This window comes from Streptomyces sp. NPDC044984 (assembly GCF_040646935.1).
In the GTDB taxonomy this organism is placed as follows: Bacteria; Actinomycetota; Actinomycetes; order Streptomycetales; family Streptomycetaceae; genus Streptomyces.
This window is the reverse complement of the sequence record NZ_JBEZBE010000004.1, coordinates 215,305-240,588: the sequence shown is the minus strand read 5'-3', so window position 1 is coordinate 240,588 and position 25,284 is coordinate 215,305. Positions and strand designations below refer to the sequence as shown.

17 protein-coding genes and 2 pseudogenes are annotated in these 25,284 nt (G+C 70.7%); 11 read left to right on the top strand and 8 right to left on the bottom strand.

Annotated elements, in window-relative coordinates:
• Positions 1-50 precede the first annotated feature (50 nt).
• The 6 genes from pulA to AB0A94_RS06550 all read right to left on the bottom strand — a co-directional run bounded on the left by pulA (position 51) and on the right by AB0A94_RS06550 (position 12,352).
• Positions 51-5,462, bottom strand: a complete 5,412-nt coding sequence (pulA, locus tag AB0A94_RS06575; protein ID WP_361739723.1) for a pullulanase-type alpha-1,6-glucosidase — start codon at positions 5,460-5,462, stop codon at positions 51-53.
• 208 nt (positions 5,463-5,670) lie between these two features.
• On the bottom strand, positions 5,671-7,044 hold the full coding sequence (locus tag AB0A94_RS06570; RefSeq protein ID WP_361739721.1) for an alpha-amylase family protein: 1,374 nt from the start codon (positions 7,042-7,044) through the stop codon (positions 5,671-5,673).
• Positions 7,045-7,210: 166 nt separating this feature from the next.
• A complete protein-coding gene (locus AB0A94_RS06565) occupies positions 7,211-8,905 on the bottom strand; it encodes a glycoside hydrolase family 13 protein (RefSeq protein WP_361739718.1) in 1,695 nt (564 codons plus the stop codon).
• Positions 8,906-9,051: 146 nt separating this feature from the next.
• The gene (locus AB0A94_RS06560) at positions 9,052-9,963 is read right to left on the bottom strand and encodes a sugar ABC transporter permease (protein ID WP_361739715.1); all 912 of its coding nucleotides are present in this window, start codon (positions 9,961-9,963) and stop codon (positions 9,052-9,054) included.
• Between the two features lie 13 nt (positions 9,964-9,976).
• Positions 9,977-10,981 (bottom strand): sugar ABC transporter permease, encoded by a 1,005-nt coding sequence (locus AB0A94_RS06555; RefSeq protein ID WP_361739712.1) that lies wholly within the window; start codon positions 10,979-10,981, stop codon positions 9,977-9,979.
• Between the two features lie 99 nt (positions 10,982-11,080).
• Positions 11,081-12,352 carry an extracellular solute-binding protein gene (locus AB0A94_RS06550; protein WP_361739709.1) on the bottom strand — a complete coding sequence of 424 codons (1,272 nt, stop codon included), beginning with the start codon at positions 12,350-12,352 and terminating at the stop codon, positions 11,081-11,083.
• A gap of 607 nt (positions 12,353-12,959) precedes the next feature.
• Here AB0A94_RS06550 and AB0A94_RS06545 point away from each other — a divergent pair.
• Together AB0A94_RS06545 and AB0A94_RS06540 are read left to right on the top strand one after the other, a co-directional pair.
• Positions 12,960-14,006 (top strand): LacI family DNA-binding transcriptional regulator, encoded by a 1,047-nt coding sequence (locus AB0A94_RS06545; protein WP_361739706.1) that lies wholly within the window; start codon positions 12,960-12,962, stop codon positions 14,004-14,006.
• A 119-nt stretch (positions 14,007-14,125) separates the two neighbouring features.
• Positions 14,126-14,995 (top strand): phosphatase PAP2 family protein, encoded by an 870-nt coding sequence (locus AB0A94_RS06540; RefSeq protein ID WP_361739703.1) that lies wholly within the window; start codon positions 14,126-14,128, stop codon positions 14,993-14,995.
• Positions 14,996-15,002: 7 nt separating this feature from the next.
• Here the strand turns inward: AB0A94_RS06540 and AB0A94_RS06535 are convergent, their stop codons facing one another.
• Positions 15,003-18,002, bottom strand: coding sequence for a bifunctional [glutamine synthetase] adenylyltransferase/[glutamine synthetase]-adenylyl-L-tyrosine phosphorylase (locus AB0A94_RS06535; protein ID WP_361739700.1), 3,000 nt, complete (start codon positions 18,000-18,002; stop codon positions 15,003-15,005).
• A 181-nt stretch (positions 18,003-18,183) separates the two neighbouring features.
• Between AB0A94_RS06535 and AB0A94_RS06530 the strand changes: the two are divergent.
• From AB0A94_RS06530 to AB0A94_RS06490, 9 genes and pseudogenes are all read left to right on the top strand, one after another.
• A pseudogene (locus AB0A94_RS06530) lies at positions 18,184-18,689 on the top strand (pyridoxamine 5'-phosphate oxidase family protein).
• Positions 18,690-18,725: 36 nt separating this feature from the next.
• Positions 18,726-19,166 carry a VOC family protein gene (locus tag AB0A94_RS06525; protein ID WP_361739698.1) on the top strand — a complete coding sequence of 147 codons (441 nt, stop codon included), beginning with the start codon at positions 18,726-18,728 and terminating at the stop codon, positions 19,164-19,166.
• A 30-nt stretch (positions 19,167-19,196) separates the two neighbouring features.
• Positions 19,197-19,448, top strand: coding sequence for a CopG family transcriptional regulator (locus AB0A94_RS06520; RefSeq protein WP_361739695.1), 252 nt, complete (start codon positions 19,197-19,199; stop codon positions 19,446-19,448).
• Positions 19,449-19,883, top strand: coding sequence for a PIN domain-containing protein (locus tag AB0A94_RS06515; RefSeq protein ID WP_361739692.1), 435 nt, complete (start codon positions 19,449-19,451; stop codon positions 19,881-19,883).
• 307 nt (positions 19,884-20,190) lie between these two features.
• On the top strand, positions 20,191-20,820 hold the full coding sequence (locus AB0A94_RS06510) for a hypothetical protein (protein WP_361739690.1): 630 nt from the start codon (positions 20,191-20,193) through the stop codon (positions 20,818-20,820).
• A 1-nt stretch (position 20,821) separates the two neighbouring features.
• Complete coding sequence (locus tag AB0A94_RS06505; RefSeq protein ID WP_217136761.1) at positions 20,822-21,250, top strand: phage holin family protein; 429 nt, start codon at positions 20,822-20,824, stop codon at positions 21,248-21,250.
• Positions 21,226-21,936, top strand: a complete 711-nt coding sequence (locus AB0A94_RS06500) for a DUF3618 domain-containing protein (RefSeq protein ID WP_361739686.1) — start codon at positions 21,226-21,228, stop codon at positions 21,934-21,936. The genes AB0A94_RS06505 and AB0A94_RS06500 overlap by 25 nt, the downstream gene beginning before the upstream one ends.
• 728 nt (positions 21,937-22,664) lie before the next feature.
• A pseudogene (locus AB0A94_RS06495) lies at positions 22,665-23,349 on the top strand (Scr1 family TA system antitoxin-like transcriptional regulator); the annotation flags it as partial.
• Between the two features lie 4 nt (positions 23,350-23,353).
• Positions 23,354-23,545: a DUF397 domain-containing protein gene (locus tag AB0A94_RS06490; protein WP_361739938.1), complete on the top strand. Its 192-nt coding sequence runs from the start codon at positions 23,354-23,356 to the stop codon at positions 23,543-23,545.
• A gap of 54 nt (positions 23,546-23,599) precedes the next feature.
• On the opposite strand, the gene AB0A94_RS06485 is transcribed toward AB0A94_RS06490, so the two are convergent.
• Positions 23,600-25,165, bottom strand: a complete 1,566-nt coding sequence (locus tag AB0A94_RS06485) for a polysaccharide lyase family 1 protein (RefSeq protein WP_361739683.1) — start codon at positions 25,163-25,165, stop codon at positions 23,600-23,602.
• Positions 25,166-25,284 lie beyond the last annotated feature (119 nt).

Below are 25,284 nucleotides of genomic sequence, written 5' to 3'. Positions count from 1 at the left end.
CTCCTGTTCAAGGTCAGGAGGGCTCACACTAGCCGCAGCTCCTTGCGGGGTCAGCCGGCGGTGGTGAACACGGCGACCGTGCGCGCCGGGACGGTGAACGTGCCGGACCCCTTCGCGTACGCCGAGGTCTTCACGACCGCGTCGCCGCCCGCCGCCTGCACCGGGTGCAGCCGGTAGCCGGTCCCGGCGAGCGCGGCGACCCGCTGCTCCTGCTCCTCGGGCGTGGCGTTGAAGACCACGACCAGGTCACCGAGGGTCATCGTGATCACGCCGGGCGTCTCGTCCTTCCCGGAGAGCGGGAAGGAGAGCGCCGACTGCACCTGCGCGGCCGTGTCGAGGGAGAAGGCCTTCTCCGTCGTACGGATGCTCAGCAGGTCCCGGTACGCGGCCGAGGTGCCCTCGATCTGCGGGCAGCCGACCTCGACCGCGCCGAGCAGCGGCTTGGCGTAGGACCACTTGGCCTCGTTGTCGGCGGCCGGCGGCAGACCGCGGCCGAAGCCGTTGCCGTCCGCGCAGTTCCAGTGGATGGCGTTGAACCAGTCGCCGCTGTCGTAGGAGTTGCGGTCCAGGGACTTGGAGCGCAGCAGGTCGGTGCCCGCCTGGGAGAGGGCCGGGCCCTGCGAGAGGGTGGCCGTCGCCATGGCGAGGACCTGCATGCGGGCCCGGTCCGCGGCCGGGGTGTCCTTCGGCAGCTTGAAGGCGAGCGCGTCGAACAGCGTCTCGTTGTCGTGCGCGTCCGCGTAGGCGAGGGCGTCGCCGGGCGCGGCCGCGTATCCGGCGGGGGCGCCGTTGTAGTCGACCTGGGAGCCCTTGACCTCCTTGCCGCTGGTGTCGGTGAAGGTGTAGTCGGCGAGGTTGCCGCTCAGGCCCACCTTGATCAGGTCCTGGTAGTGCAGCAGGCGGGCCTTCTGCTCGGCCTCGGTGCCGTTGTCCGCCGAGGAGTTGGGGTCGGTGTAGAGGCCGGAGGCGAAGCCCTGCACGCCGGGGTCCTCGTCGAAGGGGCCGCCGCCGCGCACGGCGTCGCGGGCCCGGTCGGAGAAGGTGGCGATGCCGGTGCCGGCCATGTTCTTCTGGGTGGCCTGTTCGAAGCGGGCGTCGTCGGCGATCTCGCCGAAGTTCCAGCCCTCGCCGTACAGGATGATCTTCTTGCCGTCGACGCCGTCCTTCTCGGGGGTCAGCGCGTCGAGGGCCTCGCGGACGGCGAGGATGTTGGCCTTCGGGTGGTGGCCCATGAGGTCGAAGCGGAAGCCGTCGACCTTGTACTCCTTGGCCCAGGTGACGACCGAGTCGACGACGAGCTTGCCCATCATGGCGTTCTCGGTGGCCGTGTTGGCGCAGCAGGTGCTGTTCGCGACCGAGCCGTCGGCGAGGAGCCGCTGGTAGTAGCCGGGGACGATCCGGTCGAGGACGCTCGTCTTCGCCTGGCCGCTCGCGGCGGTGTGGTTGTAGACGACGTCCATCACGACTCGGAGGCCGTCCTCGTTGAGCGCCTTGACCATCTTCCGGAACTCGACGGTGCGGGCGGTGCCGTCCGGGTCGGTGGCGTAGGAGCCCTCGGGGACCGTGTAGTGGTACGGGTCGTAGCCCCAGTTGTAGGCGTCCTTGGCGGCCGCCTTCGCCACGCACTCCTGCTGCTTGCCGGAGTCGGCCGGGTAGGAGGCGAGGTCGCAGTCGACGGTCGCCTGGTCGGACTTCTTCTCGGGGATGGTGGCGATGTCGAACGCGGGCAGCAGGTGCACGTACGAGGTGCCGGCCTGCGCCAGCTCACGCAGGTGCCTGCTGCCGTCGCTGTCCTTGTCGGTGAAGGCGAGGTAGGTGCCGGGGTTCTCCGCCGTGCGGTCCGCCACGGAGAAGTCGCGGATGTGCAGCTCCTGGATCTGGGCGTCCTTCAGCGGCACGGCCTTCGGCTTGTCGTACGTCGACCACTCGCGCGGCTTCAGGGACCGGTCGCCGAGGTCGACGACGAGGCTGCGCTCGGAGTCGGTGGTCAGGGCGACCGCGTAGGGGTCGGTGACCTTGTTGGTGACGACCTCGCGGGCGCCGGGCGCCCACACCTTCACCTCGTACCGGTACTCCTCGCCCTTCCAGGAGCGCGGGCCGGTGACGGACCAGACGCCGGTGGCGTCGTCGCGGCGCATCCGGACGGTGCGGTCGCCGATCTCCAGGGAGACGTCCTGCGCGGTCGGCGCCCACACGGAGAGGGTGGGGCGGCCGTGGTGGAAGGTCGGGCCGAGGTCCGCCTTCGTGGCGCCGTCCGCGTAGAGGTCGTCGAGGACGCCCGCGATCTGCACGCCGGTCGCCGCGAGCACGGCGCCGTCGGCGGCGCGCTGGGAGGCGACGACCTGGCCGCGCAGGGCCTCGCGCACCCGGTCCCGGTCGCGCGGGTCGACGGACCAGGCGGTGCCGTCCTTCAGGTGCGGGAAGGCCGCCTTCTGGGCATCGGTGAGCGTCGCGCTCGTCAGCCGGATCCAGCGCGCGTCCTCGCCGGTCAGCGCGGAGTCCTGCACCTTGATGGAACCGGTGCGGGAGGCGAGGAGCTGGGTGGAGGCGGCGGCCTCGGAGCCGTCCCAGACGACGGTGTCCCGGTCGATCCAGACCGCCTTGGAGGTGGCCAGGTCGAGGGCGGCCGCGGAGCCGGCCGGCTGCGGCAGCAGGTACTTCTGCCGGCCGTTCAACAGCCACACCTCGTGGCCGTCGGCCTTGAGGTCGAGCGACTGGTCGGACGGGAGGTCCTTCTCGTCGCCCTTGTGGAGGATGTAGCTGAGGCTGGTGGCACCCTCGGCGAGCGGCACCTCGAAGACAGCGCCATAGGCATCAGTCTTCACCGGCTCCAGGGGGTTCGACCAGTCGGTGGGGTTCGCGGCGCCGGTCCAGGTGTGCAGGCCCCAGCCGTCGTAGTTCCCGTCGGCGCGGTGGTAGTGCAGCACCGCCTTGGTCCTGTCCTGGGCCGGGTACTCGGGCCGTTCGGTGGTGACGGTCTCCTTGCCCTGCTCGATCCAGATCTCGCCGGTCCTGGTGAGGTCGATCGTGCGGTCGGTGGCGACGTCCTTGTTCCCGTCCTTGTCGATGACGAGGAAGCCGAGGTCGGACGCGCCCGGCTTGAGCTTGACGTAGGCGAAGGCGCCGTAGGCGTCGCGGCCGGTGAAGGGGTGGCTGTCCGGCCACTCGGTGGCCTCGCCGTCCGCCAGGTCGCCCCAGGCGTACAGGCCCCAGTCGTCGTAGTCGCCGTCCGTGCGCTTGTAGTGGACGATCGCGTAGTCGCGGGAGGCGGCGGTGGGCGGCTCCTCGACGGGCGGGGTGCCGGTGGTGGAGGCGGCCAGGGCGCTCGCGGTGCGGCCGGCCGAGTCGATCACGACGGCCTTGTAGCGCAGGGCGGTACCGACGGGGACGTCCTCGCCGATGGTGTGGGTGACCTGGTAGGGGGCGTGGTCGGCGGAGCCGAGGGTCCGCCACTTCCCGTCGCCGGTCTGGGCGGCGAAGACGACCCGGTTGAGCTGACCGCCGTCGATGTCGGCGGTGACCTCGACGGTGCCGGTGGCGCCCGCCTCGGGGGCCTTGAGGGTGACCGTGGGCTTCGCGGCCGGCTCGGCGAGCGGGCCGGAGGCCTTGAGGACGATCGCCGAGCCGGCCGGGACGGTGACGGTGATCTTCTTGTCGGCGTCGCTGGTGACGGAGGCGTCGGCGCCGTGGAGGCCCTTGTACGTCATCCGGGCGGAGCCGGTCGCGAAGGTGGCCTGCTTCGCCTCGCCGGCGTTGTTGAAGGCGACGACGTACTCGGTGGTGTCCTTGCCCGTGCCGGTGCGGGAGAAGGCGTAGACGCCCGCGCCGTCGGCCGCGTACCGCTCCTGCTGGATGCCGTCCGTGAGCGCCGGGTGGGCCTTGCGGAGCTTCGCGAGAGCGCTGATCTGCCGGTAGAGCGGTGCGCGCGTGTCGTAGGCGTCCTCGGCGTGGGTGCGGTCGCTGCCGATCAGGTCGTCGTCGAGGTAGTCGGCCGTGCGGGAGGCGAACAGGGTCTGGCGGGCGTCCTTGTCGCCGCCGGCGCCGGTGAAGCCCTGCTCGTCGCCGTAGTAGACGACCGGGTTGCCGCGGCTGAGGAACATCAGCTCGTTGGCGAGCATGTCCTTCTTCAGCAGCTCCGCGTCGGACGCCTCCGGGTTGTCCTGCGTCAGGAACGTCCCGAAGCGGCCCATGTCGTGGTTGCCGAGGAAGGTGACCTGCTCGTAGGCGTTGGCCTTGTCGGTGGCGTACTTGTAGTCGTCGCCGAAGACCGAGGCGAGCTTCTTCGCGCTGCCGCCCTGGGAGGCGTACTGCCGTGCCGCCTCCTGGAAGGGGAAGTCGAGCGTGGCGTCCAGGCGGCCCCGGGTGACGTACGGGGCGGTGACGTCGGTGTCGGCGGAGTACACCTCGCCGAACATGAAGAAGTCGTCGCGGCCCTTCTTGGCCGCGTAGGCGTCCAGGGCGGTGGCCCACTGGGTCCAGAACTCCATGTTGACGTGCTTCACGGTGTCGATCCGGAAGCCGTCGATGTCGAAGTCCCTCACCCACCGCTGGTAGATCTTCTCCATGCCGTCGACGACCTCGGGACGCTCGGTCCACAGGTCGTCGAGGCCGGAGAAGTCGCCGTACTCGGCGGACTCGCCTGCGAAGGTGGAGTCGCCGCGGTTGTGGTACATGTCCGGGTCGTTGAGCCAGGACGGGACCTTGAGGTCCTCCTTCGCCTCGGGCACGACCGGGGTGCGCGGGAAGGAGCCGGAGTCGACGCGCGGGAACTTCCGCGAGCCGTCGGCGTAGTCGGCGTCGTCGAAGGGCTCGCCGTCCTTCGTCAGGTACGGGAAGGCGCCCTTGGAGAGGTAGCCGTAGGACTTCTCCTCGTAGTCGACGACGTCGGCGGTGTGGTTGGTGATGACGTCGAAGAAGACCTTCATGCCCTTGTCGTGGGCCTTGTCGATGAGGGTCTCGAGGTCCTCGTTGGTGCCGAAGTGCGGGTCGACCTGGGTGAAGTCGGTGATCCAGTAACCGTGGTAACCGGCGGAGGCGTCCTTGCCGGTCCCCTGCACGGGCTGGTTCTTGAAGATGGGCGCCATCCAGATGGCGGTGGTGCCGAGCCCCTTGATGTAGTCGAGCCTCTTCGTCAGGCCCTTGAGGTCGCCACCCTGGTAGAAGCCCTTGTCGGTGGGGTCGTACCCGGTGGTGAGGCGGGAGCCGGTGAGCCCGCCGCGGTCGTTCTTCGCGTCGCCGTTGGCGAAGCGGTCCGGCAGGACGAAGTAGAACTGCTCGCGGGTCAGCTCGTGCCGCGCGGGCGACTCGGCGAGCTTCGCGTCCGAGGGCGGCGCGGGCGGGGTCGCGGCACTGGCGGCGACCGGCTGCACCAGGGCGGCGGCGAGCGCGGCCACGGTGACGGCGGCGACGCGTCCGCCGCGTGCGGTGCGGCGCCCCGGGGGCGCGGGCCATCTGGGTATCAAGGCGAGAACTCCTTGCGCTTACGGCTCATTTCGGGTCCGACCCCACACGCCGCGGCACGGCCTGTTTCGGCCACGTCACCGGAGCGTCGGCGTGACCGTACCGCCGTTGAAAGCTTTACAGCAAGGGTTGTGAAAGTAACGGTAAGGACTTGCATACGGACGCGGGCCGCGCCGCCGCCCCGTGAACGGCGGCGCGGCCCGCGCGTCTTCAGCAGGACGACTTGCCGGCGTACACCGCGAGGGCCGTGTGGGCGCCCAGGGTGGCGGTCAGCTGCCCGGAACCGTTCACCGTCACCGTGGTGTTGTTCTGGACGTTGCAGTACGTCCCTGCGGGGAGGGAGGTCTGGTAGGTGCGGGTCAGGGAGCCGGACTCGTGGTTGACGGCCACGAAGCCCTTGCCGCCCCGGCCGAAGGCGATCGCGTCGCCGCCGTTGTCCCACCAGTCGGTCACCGCCTGGCCCCGGGTGGCGTTGCGGAAGGCGACCATGGACTTGATCTCCGGCCAGGCGTGCTGGCACTTCCAGCCGCTCTGCCAGCAGGCGTCGACCCGCCCGCCGTTCGGCGGTCCGGCGTCGTGGTCGGAGAACTCGTACCCGGAGTTGATGTCCGGGGCGCCGTAGGGCCAGGCCAGCATGAAGACGTTGGCCAGGGTGTAGGTGGCGCCGTCCTTGTAGTTCAGGGTGGAGCCGTTGCGCTCGGTGTCGTGGTTGTCGACGAAGACGCCCGAGACACCGCTGCCCATGTAGCCCCAGCCCTCGCCGTAGTTCTTCAGGTAGGCGAGGTTCTCGTTGTTGAAGACCCGCTTGAGGTCGTAGGCGTACCGGAACTCCTGGACGTCCCCGTTGCCGGTGTACTCGGTGGGCTGGACGGCCTCACCGGCGCCGTAGATGACCTCCTGCTTCCAGTACACGGAGGGGTTGGTCAGGCGGGACTTGATGTTGGCGAGGTCGGCGGCCGGCATGTGCTTGGCCGCGTCGATGCGGAAGCCGTCCACACCCAGCGACAGCAGGTCGTTCATGTACCCGGCGACGGTCTTGCGGACGTACTCCTCACCGGTGTCGAGGTCGGCGAGGCCGACCAGTTCGCAGTTCTGGACGTTCCCGCGGTCGCCGTAGTTGCTGATCTGCGCGGTGCAGTTGTCGAAGTCGTACGAGGAGTACAGACCGGGGTAGTTGTACTTGGTGTACGACGAGCCGCCGGTGCCGGTGCCGTTGCCCGCGGACATGTGGTTGATGACCGTGTCGGCGACGACCTTCACGCCGGCCGCGTGACACGTGTCGACCATGTTCTTGAACGCGGCGCGGTCACCGAGCCGCCCGGCGATCTTGTAGCTCACCGGCTGGTACGACGTCCACCACTGCGCGCCCTGTATGTGCTCGGCGGGCGGGGAGACCTGGACGTATCCGTATCCGGCGGGGCCGAGGGTGGTGGTGCACTCACGGGCGACCGAGGCGAAGTTCCACTCGAAGAGGACTGCGGTGACGTCCTTGCTGCCGGGCGGGGACGCCTGCGCCCCAGTCGGGGCCATGACAACCGAGGCGGCCGCGAGGGCGGCCATCCCGGCGATGATTCTGCGTGCCATGTGGGGTTACCTTCTTCATCGAAGGGTGTGGGGATACCGCTCACATCACTTGAAGCTTCTTGCAGAAAACTTCAGCAACCTTGCGGCAACGCAGATGTTAGAGGCCCGCCACCGGAAAGGGCAGCGGGCCGTACCAACTTGAATGAAAAAAGTTGCGAGCCGAACGTCAGCCCGCGGTCCACCACACGGTGGTGTCCGCCGGCACCTTCGCCTCGCCGGCCGTCTCCTCCACCTCACCGCTGGCGAGCAGGACACGGCCGTACGACGGGGTGGTCACCGACTCCCCCGTGGTGTTGGCGACGCACACGAAGTCGCCGCGCCGGAAGGCGAGGACGCCCTCGGGGGCGCGCAGCCACTCCACCGCGTCGCCCGCGCCCAGGTCGGCCTGGTCCCGGCGCACGGCGAGCGCGGACCGGTACAGCTCCAGGGTCGAGCCGGGGTCGCCGGTCTGCGCCTCGACGCTCAGTCCGCCCCAGCTCGCCGGCTGCGGCAGCCAGCTGCCGCCGTCGCCGAAGCCGTACGAGGAGCCCTCACGGGTCCACGGGATCGGGACGCGGCAGCCGTCGCGGAAGCCGTCCTGGCCCGCGCCCCGGAAGTACGCCGGGTCCTGGCGCACCTCGTCCGGCAGGTCGACGACGTCCGGCAGACCGAGCTCCTCGCCCTGGTAGACGTACGCCGAGCCGGGCAGCGCCAGCATCAGCAGGGTCGCCGCGCGCGCCCGGCGCAGACCCAGTTCGCGGTCGCCGGCCAGACGGATCTGGGTGCCGAGGCCGGCCGGGTTGGCGAAGCGGGTGGCGTGCCGGGTGACGTCGTGGTTGGACAGCACCCAGGTGGCGGGGGCGCCGACCGGGCGCATGGCGTCCAGGGTGCGGTCGATGACCTCGCGCAGTTCCGACGCGTCCCAGTGGGTGCCCAGGTACTGGAAGTTGAACGCCTGGTGCAGTTCGTCGGGGCGGACGTAGTTCGCGGTGCGCTCGACGGTCGGGGTCCAGGCCTCCGCGACGAAGATGCGCTCACCGCTGTACTCGTCGAGGATGAGCCGCCACTGGCGGTAGATGTCGTGGACGCCGTCCTGGTCGAAGAACGGCATGACATCGTTGCCCAGCAGCTTCAACTGCTCATGGGATCCAAGGTCGGGAAGGCCTTCCGCCTTCACCATGCCGTGGGCGACGTCGATGCGGAAGCCGTCCACGCCCATGTCCAGCCAGAAGCGGAGGATGGAGCGGAACTCGTCGCCGACGGCCGGGTGCTCCCAGTTGAAGTCGGGCTGCTCGGGCGCGAACAGGTGCAGGTACCACTCGCCGGGGGTGCCGTCGGGCTCGGTGACGCGGGTCCAGGCCGGGCCGCCGAAGATCGACTCCCAGTCGTTGGGCGGCAGCTCGCCGTTCTCGCCCTTGCCGGGGCGGAAGTGGTAGCGGTCGCGGGAGGGCGAGCCGGGGCCCTCGGCGAGGGCGCGCTTGAACCATTCGTGCTGGTCGGAGGAGTGGTTCGGGACCAGGTCGACGATGATCCTGAGGCCGAGGCCGTGGGCGTCGCGGATCAGCGCGTCCGCGTCGAGGAGGGTGCCGAACATGGGGTCGACGGCGCGGTAGTCGGCGACGTCGTAGCCGGCGTCGGCCTGCGGGGAGGCGTAGAAGGGGCTGAGCCACACGGCGTCCACGCCGAGGTCGCGCAGGTACGGCAGGCGGGAGCGGATGCCTTCCAGGTCGCCCATGCCGTCGCCGTTGCTGTCGGCGAAGCTGCGCGGGTACACCTGGTAGATCACCGCGTCCCGCCACCAGTCGCGGCGCCGTGCGACGGTGGCGACGGCCGAGTCGGTCGTGGGGGTCGGGGCCGGGGCGGCGGAGTGCTGCTGGCTCATGTCGTCCTTGATGCGAGTTCGGTCGGGAAGGCGAGTGGGGTGCGGCGGGGAGACGAGGCGGCCGCGGGGGTCAGCGGGGTCGGATGGACACCCGCGGCCGCCTACCCGCGCGAGTCAGGCGCGCGGGAGTCGTTCCACGGAGGGGATCAGCCCTTCGTGCCGCCGGCGGTGAGGCCGGCCACCAGGTTCTTCTGCACGAGGTAGAAGAACACGGAGACCGGTATCGCGATCAGGACCGCGGTGGCGGCCATGAGGTTGCGCTGTGCGTCGTGCTCGCTGACGAAGCTCTGCAGACCGACGGCGAGGGTGTACTTCTCGTCGTCGAGCATGAACGTCGTGGCGAAGGCGACCTCGCCGAACGCGGTGATGAAGCTGTAGAACGCGGCGACCGCCAGCCCCGGCTTGGAGAGCGGCAGGATCAGCCGTGCGAACGTGCCGAAGGGGGTCAGCCCGTCGACGCGTCCAGCCTCGTCGATCTCGAACGGGATGGTGTCGAAATAGCCCTTCATCAGCCAGGCGCAGTACGGCACCGCCGTCGTGCAGTAGACGAGGATGAGTCCAAGGTAGCTGTCGACGAGCTGCAGGTCCGAGAGGATCTGGTACATCGGGACCATCAGGACGGCCACCGGGAACATCTGGGTGAGCAGCAGCACCCACATGAACTTCCGGTAACCGGGGAAGCGCATGCGGGAGACCGCGTAGCCGGTGGTGGCGGCGACCAGGACGCCGATGACCGTGGTGCCGAGCGAGACGATCAGCGAGCTCTTCAGCCAGTCGAAGAAGTTCGTGTTCTGCAGGACGAACGTGTAGTTGTCGAGCGTCATCTTGCCCCAGATGCCGCCGGGGCGCAGATAGTCGTCCTTGTCGGGGCCGAGGGAGAGGAAGACCAGCCAGGCGACCGGGAACAGCGCGATCAGGCTGGCCACGGTCAGCACGCCGTGCGTGGTGAGGCGTGCCAGGGGGCCGCTCTCGCCGCGTCGGCGCGTCCTGCGGGGCGCGGGCTCCTTGTCGACAGGCCGGTCCGCCGGAGCAGTGGGGGTGACGGTGGATGTGCTCATGGGGACTCCTGCCTCAGATCGCGAGCTGCTGCTCATTGCGGTTCAGCCAGCGGCGGTAGAAGGAGGTGAAGACGACCAGGATGGCCAGCAGCAGCATGCCGTAGGCCGCGGACTCGGCGAATTCGCGCGGCTGCTGTCCGAAGCCGAGCTGGTAGGCCCAGGTCACGAGGATCTGTGCCTCCGGGGCGGTGTTGCCGAACAGCAGGAAGATGACGGCGAACTGGTTGAAGGTCCAGATGACGCCGAGCAGGACCACGGTGGAGCTGACCGAGCGCAGGCCGGGCAGGGTGACGTGGCGGAACCGCTGCCAGGCGCTCGCGCCGTCCATCTCGGCCGCCTCGTACAGGCTGGCGTCGATGGACTGCAGGCCGCCGAGCAGGGAGACCATCATGAACGGCACACCGCACCAGGTGTTGACCATGATCGCGGCGAACCGCTGCCAGAAGGTGTCCTCCAGCCACGCGGGCGTGGGCAGGCCGAGGGAGTCCAGGGCGGTGTTGATGATGCCGGCGTCGGCGAGCATGAAGCGCCAGCCGAAGACGGTGACGAAGGTCGGCACGGCCCACGGCAGGATGAGGACCAGCCGGTAGAGGGTGCGGCCGCGCAGCTTCTGGTTGAGCAGCAGGGCCAGGCCCAGGCCGATGCCGTAGTGCAGGCCGACGCAGGCGGCCGTCCACACGATCGTCCAGATGAACTTGGACCAGAAGCGGTCGTAGGCCGTCTCGCCCCACAGGATGTCGGCGTAGTTGTCGATGCCGATGAACTTGTAGGTGGCCTCGATCTCGTTGACGCCGATGGTGCGGGCCGAGTTCAGGCTGTCCGCGTCGGTGAGGGTGAGGTAGAAGCCGTACGCCAGGGGGTACAGCACGATGACGCCGAGCACGAGGGCCACCGGCGCGATCATGGCGTAGGCGTACCAGTGCTTCTGGAAACTGCGCTTCAGGCGGCTGACCGGCCCGGGGCGGGGCGCGCGGTCACCGCGGCGCTTGCCGGTCGCGCGGTCGATGGCGACTGTCATGGTTCGGCACCTTCTGGATGATCAAGGGGTACGGCACACGGGCCGGCGGCCGCCGGACCCTCCCCCCGGCGGGAAGCGGGTCCGGCGGCCACACGGGCGTTACTTGCTGAAGTCCGGCACCAGCTTGGCGATCGCGGTCTCCGCGTCGCCCAGGCCCTTGTCCAGGGACTCCTTGCCGCTCGCGATCTGCGGGAGCTCGTCGTCCAGCGGACCCCACAGCGAGCTGTACTCGGGCAGGGCCGGGCGCGGCTGCGCGGCGGAGAGGACCGTCTGGTAGCCGGCGATGCCCGGGTCGGCCTTGACCTTGTCGGTGTAGGCGTCGTCGCGCGTGGGCAGCGTGGAGTTCTTCAGCGCGATGGTCTCCTGCGCCTTGGCCGAGGTCATGAACTTCACGAACTTCAGCGCGGCCTCCTGCTTGTCCTTGCTGGAGCCGGCGTAGACGGAGAGGTTGTGGCCGCCGGTCGGGGCGCCCGCCTTGCCGGTGGAGCCGGCCGGGACGGTGGCGATGCCGAGGTTGTTCTTGTCCTTGAAGGCGGAGCCCTTGTAGAAGTTGGTGATCTCCCACGGGCCCTGGACGATCGAGGCGACCTTGCCGTTGACGAACGCGTCCTGGATGTGGGCGTAGGCGTCGGCGGTCACGTCGGCCTTGTGCAGGCCCTTGCCGTCGAAGAGGTCCAGCCAGGTGCCGTAGGCCTTCTCGGCCTCGGCCGACTTCACGGTGATCTTCTTGGCGCCGGCGTCGACCATGTCGGTGCCCTCGCCGTACAGGAACGGCTGGGCGTAGTAGCCCGCGGTGGAGCCCCAGTAGCCGTCGACGCCGGTCTTGTCCTTGATGGTGGCGGCGGCCTTCTTCAGGTCGTCCCAGGTCTTGGGGGCCTCGACGCCGGCCTTCTCGAAGATCTCCTTGTTGTAGACGAAGGCGAGGGTGTCCGTGGTGAAGGGGACGCCGTAGGTCTTGCCCTCGTACTTGGCCTGCTCGATCAGGTTGGGCTTGAACTGGTCCTGCTCGGCGAGGGCCTCGGTGCCGTCCAGCGGCAGGAAGAAGCCCTTCTTGGCGAAGGCGGGGGTCCAGCCGACCTCGGAGCGCAGCACGTCGGGGGCGCCCTTGGAACCGGCGGCGGTGTCGAACTTGTTCTGCGCCTGGTCGAAGGGGACGTTGACGAACTCGACCTTGATGTCCTTGTTGGCGGCCTCGAACTCCTTGACCAGGGCCTGGTAGGTCGGCGCCTCGTTGGTCGCGTTGGAGGTGTCCCACCAGGTGATGGTGACCGGTCCGCCGGCCGAGTCGCCGCTGTCGCTGTCTCCGCCGCAGGCCGTCGCCGCGAGGGCGAGGGACGCCACCAGCGCGGTGGCCGCTATGCCACGCCGCATGAGGTTCTCCTTGAGGGTTAAGCCCGTGTGGTGGGCCCTGTCGTCACGTTCGCGTCGTCCGCCCGAAGGGCGGGCCTCGCGGCGTCCGGTGCGTGCGATCGCAAGGCGCCGGAGCGCCCTCGTGGCGGAGCCACGTGGGCGTTTCGGCAACGCTGCGAGCGTGCGTGCCAGGCGTCGCGAGGCAGACGGGAATGTGACGACAGGGCCCCGCAGGTGCGGCCCCGTCTGCCGTCCTGCGAACTTGCCGACCGCGCCGTTGCCGCCGCCGGGCGACGTGAACGTAACAGCGATGGAACCGTTTCGAAAGACCTTGCAGAAAAGTTTTGCAAGCGACGCGGAGAGTTATGTCGCCGTGACCTGTTCTCGACCGCTCGGCTACCCGGGTTTCCGCCCGTACGGCAGGGGTTCGGACTGTTGTGCAAGACTCTGCAAGCACTTGCCATCCGTTGCCGCCGGGGGAATCATCCCTTGCGGACCGGACGCCGACCACGACTTGAGGACCGCGATGACCCAGCAGCCCGCAGCGGGCCGTTCGACGGCGCGCGCCGCGCGCACCAGGCGTCCGATCGGTGTGCAAGGGGAGAACCGGCGGCTACAGTCCACTCCTGTGACCACACGCCTTGCCGATATCGCTGCTCAGGCGGGGGTGAGCGAGGCGACCGTCAGCCGCGTCCTCAACGGCAAGCCAGGCGTCGCCGCCACCACCCGCCAGTCCGTGCTCGCCGCCCTCGACGTCCTCGGCTACGAGCGTCCGGTGCGGCTGCGGCAGCGCAGCGAGGGCCTGGTCGGTCTGATCACCCCGGAGCTGGAGAACCCGATCTTCCCGGCGCTGGCCCAGGTCATCGGGCAGGCGCTGACCCGCCAGGGCTACACGCCGGTGCTCGCCACCCAGACCCCGGGCGGGTCGACGGAGGACGAGCTCACCGAGATGCTCGTGGACCGCGGCGTGGCCGGCATCATCTACGTCTCCGGGCTGCACGCCGACACCACCGCCGACACGCAGCGCTACGAGCGGCTGCGGGCGCAGGGCGTGCCGTTCGTGCTCGTGGACGGTTTCTCGCCGAAGGTGCAGGCGCCGTTCATCTCCCCCGACGACCGGGCCGCGATGGCGCTCGCCGTCACCCACCTCGCCTCCCTCGGCCACACCCGCATCGGGCTGGCGCTCGGGCCGAAGCGGTTCGTGCCGGTGCAGCGCAAGATCGAGGGCTTCGTCCGCACCGTGCAGGAGCAACTGGGGCTGAGCGCCGAGACGGTCGAGACGGAGCTGGTCCAGCACTCGCTGTACACGCTGGAGGGCGGCCAGGCCGCCGCCACCGCGCTGATGGACCGCGACTGCACGGCGGTGGTGTGCGCGAGCGACATGATGGCGCTGGGCGCGATACGGGCGGCCCGGCAGCGCGGTCTGGACGTGCCCAAGGACATCTCGGTGGTCGGCTTCGACGACTCCCCGCTGATCGCCTTCACCGACCCGCCGCTGACCACGGTCCGCAAGCCGGTCCCGGCGATGGGCCAGGCCGCGGTGCGCACGCTGCTGGAGGAGATCGGCGGGACGCCCGCGCCGCACAGCGAGTTCGTGTTCATGCCGGAACTGGTGGTGCGCGGTTCGACCGCTTCGGCCCCTGGGGACCGGAATCGTCCTCAAGGCGGAGAGTAGGGCCTCCGGCGCACTGCCACAGGAGGAAGCGGCGGGCCTGCCGTCGGGGGAGCACGTGCGGGGCGGGCCCGACCGGGGGATGATCTGACCGGAGGGTCTTTTCTGGCAGACTCTGGCCCATGGGTGACACGACGGTGACAACGCTGGAAGGCCGGGAAGAGGCCGCAGCGCGCCCCGTCGCGGAGGAGACGGGGCCGGGCCGCCTGCGCCGTCTGCGCGTACCGCGCCGGCCCCGGCTGTGGTTCGAGATCCTGCTGATCGCGGTGAGTTACTGGACGTACTCGCTCGTGCGCAACGCCGTGCCGGAACAGCGGTCCGAGGCGCTGCGCAACGCCGACTGGATCTGGCGGCTCGAGCAGCAGCTGGGCCTCGCCGTCGAGGAGTCCGTCAACCATGCCGTGAACTCGGTGACTTGGCTCATCGTCGGCATGAACTACTACTACGCCACCCTGCACTTCGTGGTGACGCTGGGTGTCCTGGTGTGGCTCTACCGTGGTCATCCCGGCCGCTACGCGGCGACCCGCCTGGTCCTCTTCACCACCACGGGCATCGCCCTCGTCGGCTACTACCTGTATCCGCTCGCCCCGCCCCGGCTGATGAACGGCCAGGACTTCATCGACACCGTCCTGGTCCACCAGACGTGGGGCTCGATGGCCTCCGGTGACCTGAAGAACATGTCGAACCAGTACGCCGCGATGCCGTCGATGCACATCGGCTGGTCGGTCTGGTCCGGTCTGACGATCTTCGCGCTGGCCACCGTCCCGTGGGTGCGGGTGCTGGGCCTGGTGTACCCGGCGGCCACGCTGGTGGTCATCGTCGCCACCGCCAACCACTTCTGGCTGGACGCGGTGGGCGGCGTCCTCTGCCTGGCCTTCGGCTACGGCGTCGCCCTGGTCTGGTACGGCCGGCAGCCGTACGCCCTGCCGAGACAGCCGGGCGGACGGGAGGAACGGGGGCCGGCCCGGATCCCGGTGCCGAAGCAGGGATGACCCGGGGTCACGACCCCCCGTAGAACAGCTCCTCCACCACGCCCCGCGCCCGCCGTGCCGTGCGCCGGTACGCGTCGAGCATGTCGCCGGCGTGACCGGGGCCGTAGCCCAGGTAGCGGCCGACGGCGCCCAGCTCGCGGGGCACGGTGGGGAAGGTGTCCCCGGCCCGGCCCCGGACCAGCATCACCGCGTTGCGCACGCGGGTGGCGAGCACCCAGGCCTCGTCGAGGGTGGCGGCGTCCTCCTCGGAGATCAGCCCGGCAGCGCGGGCGGCGGTCAGCGCCTGCCGCGTGCGGGTCGTGCGCAGGCCCGGCACCTCCGCCCCGTGCCGCAGCTGGAGCAGCTGCACGGTCCACTCCACGTCGGACAGCCCGCCCGGCCCGAGCTTGGCGTGCAGCTTGGGGTCGGCGCCGCGCGGCAGCCGCTCGGACTCCATGCGGGCCTTCAGCCGCCGGATCTCGCGGACGGCCTCCTCGTCGAGTCCGCCGGCCGGGTAGCGCAGCGGGTCGATCAGCTCGGTGAAGCGGCGGCCCAGGTCCTCGTCCCCGGCGACGTGCTCGGCGCGCAGCAGCGCGTGCCGCTCCCACACCAGCGACCAGCGGCGGTAGTACGCCTCGTACGACGCGAGCGTGCGCACCAGCGGGCCGGACTTGCCCTCCGGGCGCAGGTCGGCGTCGATGAGCAGCGGCGGGTCGGCGCTGGGGACCTGCAGCAGGCGGCGCATCTCGGCGACCACCTTGCCCGCGGCCTCGGCGGCCTCCCGCTCGTCCACGCCGTCGCGCGGTTCGTGCACGAACAGGACGTCCGCGTCGGAGCCGTAGCCCAGCTCGTGCCCGCCGAAGCGGCCCATGCCGATGATCGCGAACCGGGTGGGGAGGGTGTCCCCCCAGCCCTCGCGGACCACCGCGCGGAGCGTGCCCGAGAGGGTCGCGGCGGTCAGGTCGGACACCGCGCCGCCCACCAGGTCCACCAGGGCGCCCTGGTCGGCCTCGGCGGGCTGCGACTCGGTGCCGTAGGAGCCGACGATGTCGGCGGCGGACGTGCGGAACAGCTCGCGGCGGCGCACCCCGCGGGCGGCCGTGACGCCCTGGACGGCGTTGTCGGCGCGGCGGACGGCGGCGAGCATCTCCTGCTCCAGATGGGCGCGCGGGCGCGGCTCGAGTCCGCCGCCGCCGTCGCCGAGCAGCGCCACCGCCTCGGGGGCACGCATCAGCAGGTCGGGGGCGAGCCGCCCGGCGGACAGCACGCGGGCCAGGTTCTCGGCGGCGGCGCCCTCGTCGCGCAGCAGCCGCAGGTACCAGGGCGTCTTGCCGAGCGCGTCGGAGACCTTGCGGAAGGTGAGCAGACCGGCGTCCGGGTCGGCGGAGTCCGCGAACCAGCCGAGCAGCACGGGCAGCAGGGTGCGCTGGATGGCGGCCTTGCGGGTGACGCCGGACGCCAGCGCCTCCAGGTGGCGCAGCGCGGCGGCCGGATCGGCGTACCCGAGCGCGATCAGCCGTTCCCGCGCGGCCTCGGCGCTGAGCCGGGCCTCGCCGGGGGCGAGCGCGGCGACGGCGTCCAGCAGCGGCCGGTAGAACAGCTTCTCGTGCAGCCGCCGTACGACGGAGGCGTGCCGCTTCCACTCCCGGGTCAGGGTGGCGACCGGGTCGGTGCGCAGGTCCAGGGAGCGGCCCAGGCGGCGCAGGTCGGCCTCGTCCTCGGGGACGAGGTGGGTGCGGCGCAGCCGGTGGAGCTGGATGCGGTGCTCCAGGGAGCGCAGGAAGCGGTAGGCGTCGTCGAGCTGGGCGGCGTCCGCGCGGCCGACGTAGCCCCCGGCGGCGAGGGCCTTCAGCGCGTCGAGGGTGGTGCCGCTGCGCAGCGAGGCGTCGGAGCGGCCGTGCACCAGCTGGAGCAGCTGCACCGCGAACTCGACGTCCCGCAGGCCGCCCGGGCCGAGCTTCAGCTGGCGGTCGATCTCGGCGGCGGGGATGTTCTCCACCACCCGGCGGCGCATCTTCTGCACGTCGGCGACGAAGTTCTCCCGCTCGGCGGCCTGCCACACCAGCGGCTGGAGCGCGGCGACGTACTCCTCGCCGAGCGCGGCGTCGCCGGCGACCGGGCGGGCCTTGAGCAGCGCCTGGAACTCCCAGGTCTTGGCCCAGCGCTGGTAGTAGGCGAGGTGGGAGGCGAGGGTGCGCACCAGCGGCCCGTTGCGGCCCTCGGGGCGCAGATTGGCGTCGACGGGCCAGATGGAGCCCTCGACGGTGGTCTCGGAGCAGATCCGCATCAGGTGCGAGGCGAGCCGGGTCGCGGCGCGCAGCGCCTTGTCCTCGTCGGCGCCGTCCACCGCCTCGCCGACGAAGATGACGTCGACGTCGGAGACGTAGTTCAGCTCGTGTCCGCCGCACTTGCCCATCGCGATCACCGCGAGCCGGCACAGGGCGGCGTCCTCGGGCGCGGCGGCCCGGGCGAGGGCGAGGGCGGCGCGCAGGGTGGCGGTGGCGAGGTCGGCGAGCTCGGCGGCGGTCTGGGCGACCTCGATCGTGCCGCAGACGTCACGGGCGGCGATGGACAGCAGGCAGCGCCGGTAGGCGACGCGGAGCGAGACCGGGTCGGTGGCCCCGGCGAGACCCCGCTCGAACTCCTCGAGGCCCGGGTGGAGGTCGCGCGGCTCGTAGGTGACGAGGGCCTGCCAGTCGCTCGGGTGCCGGGCCAGGTGGTCGGCGAGCGCCTCGGACGCGCCGAGCACCCCGAGCAGCCGGTCCCGCAGCGGCTTGGCGGCTATCAGCGTGTCCAGCAGTTCCTGGCGGGCGGTGGCCCCGCCCTGCGCCTCCAGCAGCCGTACCAGTCCCTGGAGCGCGAGGTCGGGGTCGGCGGTGGCGCCGAGGGCGTCCAGCAGCACGGGGTCGTTGCGCACGAGCGCGAGTCCGGCGCTGTCGAGCAGCCGCTCGGCGGCGGACGGATCGGTGAAGCCGTGCCGCAGCAGTCGCGTGAAGGTACTGCTCCTGCGCCCCGGCGCCGACGTCATCCCCGGCCTCCCTCGTGCCTCGTGCCTGTGCCTGGTGCACATGCCTCGGATCAGGGTCGTACGGCCATGAGCCTATCCGGAGTACGGGCCCGCGGCCCCGGGGCGGCCTGCGATGAGTTCCGGGAGCGGACGGGGTCTGATGGGGAGACGGCACGTACGGCCGACCGGCGCTGGAGGTCCCATGAGCGACATCCCCGAGACCCGCCTCGACCCGCGCTACAGCGACCCGGCGGCCGGTGCGCCGCCCTGGCCGCGGACGGAGCGGCTGCTCGCCGAGGCGGAACTGTTCTGGATCTCCACGGTCCGCCCCGACGGCCGTCCCCACGTCACCCCGCTCCCGGCCGTCTGGTCGGCCGGCGCCCTGCACTTCTGCACCGGCCCGGACGAGCGCAAGGCCCGCAACCTGGCGGAGAACCCGCACGTCGTGCTGACGACCGGCACCAACACCTGGAACGAGGGCTACGACGTGGTGGTGGAGGGCGAGGCGGGGTCACCGACGACGCGCGGCTGCGCGAGCTGGCGGCGGCGTGGGAGGCGAAGTACGGCGGCTTCTGGCACTTCGAGGTCCGGGACGGGTGCTTCCACCACGGTCCGGGACACGCTGTCGTGTTCTCGGTGGCGCCGCGGACCGTGTTCGGCTTCGGTAAGGGGAAGCCGTTCAGCCAGACCAGGTGGCGGTTCGCCTGACGCCGGGCCGACCGCCGACGAAGGAGTCGCTGTTCCATGGACATGACCCTCGAAGTGATCCCCCTCCCGGTGAGCGACATCGACCGCGCCAGGGACTTCTACCGTGACAAGGTCGGCTTCCACGTCGACATCGACCAGGAGGTCATGCCGGGCATGCGCATCGTGCAGCTGACCCCGCCCGGCTCCGGCTGCTCGATCGCACTCGGCGACAGCATCTGGAAGATGACCCCCGGGTCCGCCCCGGCCCCCGGCTCCTACCGGGGGCTCCAGCTCTGCGTCGCCGACATCGGGGCGGCCCACGCGGAACTGACCGCCCGCGGCCTGGACGTCTCCGAACCGGTCCGGTACGCCGACGCCGACGGCGCCACCTTCATGTACTTCACGGACCCGGACGGCAACGGCTGGGCGGTCCAGGAGTACCGCAGGCGGGCCACGGAGCCGCTGCACAAGCTGCTGGGGGATCAGACAGAGGCGTAGGGCAATGTATGGCGGGAGTACCATACAGTCATGGGCCTCAAGCGAACGACGGTCTATCTCGAGGAAGACGATCTCCACGACCTCAAGGACACGGCTGCGCGGAGAGGGATCAGCGAAGCCGAACTGATTCGTGAGGGCGTCCGCCTGGCCATCGCCCGCAATCGTGTCTGGGACGAGCCCGTGGGGCTTCCCGTCTTCGACAGCGGCGACCCCACCTTCGCGGAGCGAGGTGACGAGATACTGGGCGAGACGGGCTTCGGCCGCTGGAACGAGGCCTCATAAGTGATCGTCATCGCCGACACGTCGGGGGTCATCGCCTCCGTCGATCACGCTTGCCCCGAGCACAAGACCGCCCGTCACGTGATGGACACGGCCGGCCTTCTGGTGATCCCCCAACTCGTCCTCGCCGAACTGGACCACCTGTTGAGCCGCCGGTTCAACAAGGATGCCGCAGGGCAGGTCGTGGACTCACTCGTGGCACAGGCCAGGACGGGGCGCTACGTCCTCGGTGACGCGCACGCCGATCTCCTCGCGGACGCCAGGCACGTTCAGCGCAGGTACCGGGAACTCGCGCTCGACCTGACCGACTCGGTGATCGCGGTCATGGCCCGCGAGTACGCGACGGACTCCGTGCTCACGCTCGACCGGAAGGACTTCCGCGCCATCCGGCCACTCACCGCGCACCCCGCGTTCCGGCTCCTGCCCGACGATCTGTAGCGTCCCCCGCACGCTCCTCGGCCACCGTCGTCGGCGCGGACGACGGCGCGCCTCGGATCCGTACCCGCACGGTACGGCCCGCTCATCGGGCAGGCGCGGCGGGAGTGGCCCGCGAGCGGCCCGTCACTCTCGCCCCACGACACGACACGGCGTGGCACAGGTTTCCCTCATGGCGTGTCAAACCATCACAAATGGCCACTCGGGCTGAGACGGACGGCCACGTGTGCGGCCCGGAACGCGGGTCACGGCCCGCGCCGGGTCACCGGGCACGGGCCGTACGCACACATCCGATGAGGGGAAGTCGCCGATGAGTGAGTCCGTACGAACCGGATCCGGGAGCACCGGAGACAAGGTCAAGGCAGAGACCTCCGCGACGGCCGGGCAGGCCAGGCAGGCCGCCGGCCAGGTGGCGGGGACCGCGGCGGAACAGGCCCGGACCGTCGTGGGTGAGGCGCGGCAGCAGGCCGGCACGGTCATCGAGGACCTGCGCACCCGCGCGATCGACGAGGCCGACGGGCAGACGAAGCGGGCGGCCGGCACGCTGCGGCAGTGGGCGAACGACTTCTCGAACCTGGCCGCGCACGCCGAGCACGACTCGCCCGCCCGGGGCCTGGCGGCCCGGGCCGGCGACAGGGGGCAGCGGGCGGCCGACTATCTGGAGCGGCAGGGGGTCGAGGGCCTCGTCGCCGACCTCCAGGGCTTCGCCCGGCGCCGCCCCGGTGCCTTCCTCGGCGGCGCGCTGCTGGCCGGACTGGCCGTCGGACGCCTGGCGAAGGTGACGCAGACGGCGTCCCGGGCCGGCGGGGACGGGGACGGTCAGCGGCGGGTCACCGCGGCCCCGGCCTCCGAGGCCCTGCCGGTCGCTCCCCCGCCGGGAACCGCACCGCCCGCTCCGCCGAGCCTCGGCACGCCGGGCCGCCCGTTCCCGGAGGCGTGAGATGGCCACGATGTCACCGCTGTCCCGGGCCCGCTCGGCCGAGCCGTACGAAGGAGAGCGGTCCGCTGGTGAGCTGCTGTCCCGGGTGACCTCCGACCTCCAGGTCCTCTTCCGTCAGGAGGTGGAGCTGGCCAAGGCCGAGATCAAGGAGGAGGGCAGCAAGGCGGGCAAGGCGGCCGGCATGTACGGCGGTGCCGGCTTCGCCGGTTACATGGTCCTGCTGTTCCTGTCGCTGGCGGCCATGTTCGGTCTGGCCAACGTGATGGACGACGGCTGGGCCGCGCTGATCATCGCCGCGCTGTGGGCCGTCGCCGCGGCCGTGCTGTACCAGAAGGGCCGCGCGCAGATGCGCACCGTCTCGCCGAAGCCCGAGCGCACCGTCCAGACTCTGAAGGAGGACGCGGAATGGGCACGTCACCCGACCAAATGAGGGCCGAGATAGCGGCCACCCGCAACCAGCTGTCCGCGGACGTGGACCGGCTCGCCGACCGGGCCAGCCCGCGCCGCATGGCCCGCCGCCGCAAGGCGAGGATGCGCCGCACGGTGTCGGGCGTCCGTGACCGCGTCATGGGCACCGCCTCGCACACGGCGCACGGAGTGGCCGACACCGCGCGGTCGGCGGCCGGTTCGGTGCAGTCGGCGGCGGGTTCGGCGGCCGGTTCGGTGCAGGAGGGCACCGGACGCGTCGCCGACTCGGCGCGCGAGGTCGCCGGTCAGGCGGGAGAGGCCGTCCAGCAGACGCCCGAGATGGCCCGCCGCCAGACGCAGGGCAACCCGATCGCCGCCGGTCTGGTCGCCTTCGGCGTCGGCCTGCTGGCCGCCTCGATGGTGCCCGCCTCCGAGAAGGAGCAGCAGAAGGCGTCCGAGCTGATGGAGCGCGGCGCCGAGGCGCTGGAGCCGGTCAAGCAGGCCGCCACCGAGTCCGCGCAGCACTTGAAGGAGGACGCCAAGGAGGCCGCGCAGAGCGCGGCCGCGGAGGTGAAGGACACCGCGCAGCAGGCGGCCCGCACCACTCAGGACGAGGCCCGCGACCAGGCCGGCCAGGTCACCGACCAGGCCAAGGACTCCGGCCGCAGCCTCAAGGACGAGGCCGGCAAGCGCTCAGGGCCCACGTGAGGCCGGACACCGGCGAGTGGACGGAGCCCTGTTCCCGGCCCGAGCGGGTCCGGGGCAGGGCTCCGTCTCGCCCCGGTGAGCGATCAGCGGTCGGCCGGTGAGGATGAGGATGACGGTCGCCGCATCGCGATAACGGCATGGCTCATGGACCGCCGCTCCCGCTCGATCGACCACCGCAATGCGTTCCACATCGCTGACATCGGTCACCGGGTGGCGTCCCGTCAAGTAGTGCGGTGGTTCACGGCGCCGGAATCCGCAGGAGGTTGTGCCCGCCTGCGCCACGTCGTGGGGCAGGGTCCCCGCGCACCGCCAGGGGCATGTGCCTTTTCGGAAAACGAGGGCATTCCGGCCCTCGGTGTTCACATTCTGCTCATTTGAGCACGCGGGGTACATCTATCCGCCGGGTGTTCACCTTTTTCAACAGGGTGAGGGGTCACGAGCCCTGGAAGGTGACGTCACGCCGGGTGGTGCGGCCGGTCCCGCATCCGGAATGTACAGGTCACCGCCACGCCGACGCAGTTCAGGGAACTCCGCCCGGTCCACGACGACGTCTGTGACAACGCCGTGCGCCGGCCGGGGAGAAGCTCGTCCATCACGGCGGCTGGAAGAACGGACTCGCGTCACCCATTGGCGTGCTGCCGGTTCGTTCACCTCACTCGGCGTCGTCCTCCTGCCTGCCGTGAGGCGCCTCGCCGATACAACACGTACGGCGGAGGGGACGGGTGAGGATGCCGGTGGACGGTGAGGCGGTACGGCTCGGGGTCGGGGCGCGGACGCGGTCGGGGCCGGAGACGGAAGCGGACGAGCCGGGGTGGGGTGTCGACCCGGACGACGAGTGGGGCGTGGCCGCCGTCACCACGGCGGGGCGTCAGTTGAAGCTGCGGCGGGAGGCCGCGGGAATGCGGGTCGCCGGGTTCGCGGCGACGGTGAGGTACGGGGAGAACCTCGTCCGCAAGATCGAGGGCGGGAAGCGGATTCCTCGGTCCGAGCACCTGGAGAAGGCGGACGAGTTGGAGAGGGCGGTCTTCGCCCGGACGGCCCGTAGGGTCGTCTTCGACCGGCGTCCCACCCCGGAGTCGGGTTTCGTGCAGGAGGAGGCGCCCCTCGGACGTCCTGTCGGGGGCATGACGGTTTTGCGCAGGCAGCTCGAACACCTGTCGGCGGCGCAGTTGCGGCACGTCGGGGTTCAGGTGATGCCGACCGACCGCGGAGACCACCCCCAAAACGGGAGGGCGGCTCCAAGTGCTCGAGTTCGGGGACGGCACGGCGGTGGGCCGGGCCGATGACGAGTTCGGCAGCCGCCCCGTCACCGATGCCCGACAGCTCCGGATCCTCGGACTGCGCCATGGCATCATCCGAGCCGAGGCGCTGACCGCACGGGAGTCGCCGGCCTTCATCGAACGAGTGCCGGGGAGACATGAACCGCAAGGGCACGGGCCGAGACGACGTCGAACCGACCCGGTTCAGGAGCGGTTGCGGCGACAGCGGCAATCCCAGCGACTGCGTCGAGGTCGCGATGACCCCCGACTCCGTCCACGTCCGGGACTCCAGGACCACCGACGCGGCCCCCGTCTCACCCTCACGGCGGCGACGTGGGCCCGCTTCGTGACGCGTCACGCCGGCTGAGGCCGGGGGCCGCCGCGAGGGCGGCCCCCGGTACCCGTCAGCTCGCGTACGTCTCGAATTCGGCGATCCTCGGGGTGCCCGAGGCACTGGTGATCTCGAAGGTGATCTTCTTCAGGGAGGTCGCGGAGAAGCTGATGACGCCCGTTCCGCTGCCGGAGGCCAGGACGGCGCCCGTGTCGTGGTTCAGGACACGGTAGGAGCCGACCGTGCCGGAGCCCGACGCCTGCCGGATGTTGATCTTGGAGACCGTGGTGGCCGAGCCCCACTTGACCGAGACGGAGCCGGTCGAGCCGGACGGCGACCAGTACGTACTCGTGCTGCCGTCGACGACGTTGCCGTAGCTCGTCCCGGAGGCCTTGGAGGAGCCGTCGGCGCCCGCGCCGATGCTGAGGTTGGTGCCGGTGGGCGGGTCAGTGGGGTCCGGGTCCGTCGGGTCCGGGTCCGGGTCGGTGGGGTCCGGGTCCGTCGGGTCGGGGTCGGTCGGGTCCGGGGTCTGGGGGGTGCAGCTGCCGTCCGAGACCTTCAGGCCCTTGTTGGCGCCCGCCGTCTGGCTCACCACGCTCGGCACGCAGTTGGCCGCGTCGAGGGTGTACGCGTACGGGACGCTGACCGAGGTGTTCGACGTCGGGTTCGGGCCGGCGGGGTTGTTGTCGCCCTCCCGCTCGGACCAGGTCACGTTGTCGAAGATGTTGCCGCTGACCTGCCAGTAGCCGGCCTGATCGGTGTAGAAGGTGCCGAGGACGTCCTTGGAGTCCTCGAAGTAGTTGTTGTCCACCTTCGCGCGGGCTCCGGCACGGGAGTTGATGCCGGACTCGTTCAGGTTCTTGTAGTGGTTGTTGTAGATGTGCGAGACGCCGCCGCGCAGCAGGGGGGTACGGGAGTCGATGTTCTCGTACAGGTTGTGGTGGAACGTGACGTACCCGTTCGAGGTGTCGCTCTCGCTGGAGCCGATGAGGCCGCCGCGGCCGGAGTTGCGCAGGATGCTGTAGGACAGCGTCACGTACTGGGTGTTGTCCTTCATGTCGAAGAGGCCGTCGTAGCCCTCCGACTCGCCGCCGGACGCCTCCAGGGTGGTGTGGTCGACCCAGACGTTGCGGACACCGCTTTCCATGCCGATGGCGTCTCCGCCGTTCGACGTGGGCGAGCCCGACTTCTTGACGTTCCGGATCGTCACGTTCTGGATGATGATGTTGCTGGACTCCCGGATGTGGATGCCCAGTTGGTCGAAGACGGCGCCGTTGCCCACACCGACGATCGTGACGTTGCTGATCTGCTTGAGCTCGATGACACCGGCGGCGGTGCTGCAGCTGTCCCCCGACACCTTGGCGGTGTTGCCGTGGTTGATGGTGCCCTCGACCTGGATGACGATCGGGGTGGAACTGCTGGCCCGGCCGCACAGGGCCTGGTGGATCGCGGTGCCGGTGGTGGCGCGGACCGTCTGGCCGCCCGCACCGCCGGTGGTCCCGCCGTTCTGGGTCGCGTAGCCGGTGACGCCGCCGGTGGCGGCGGACGCCGTGGACGTGGACAGGGCCATACCGGTCGCCGCCGCGAGGGCGCCCGTGGCCAGGAGAGCGGAGAGTCGCACGGCGACTGATCGTCTCATTCTCGTCTCGCCTTTCGTACTCCGAGTTGCGCCGGACTGAATGTCATGGGCATGACAGCAAGACCGATGAGGGTGGGCGGGGTGGGCCGGACCCATCGGCGGGAAAGCGCTTTCTTTTG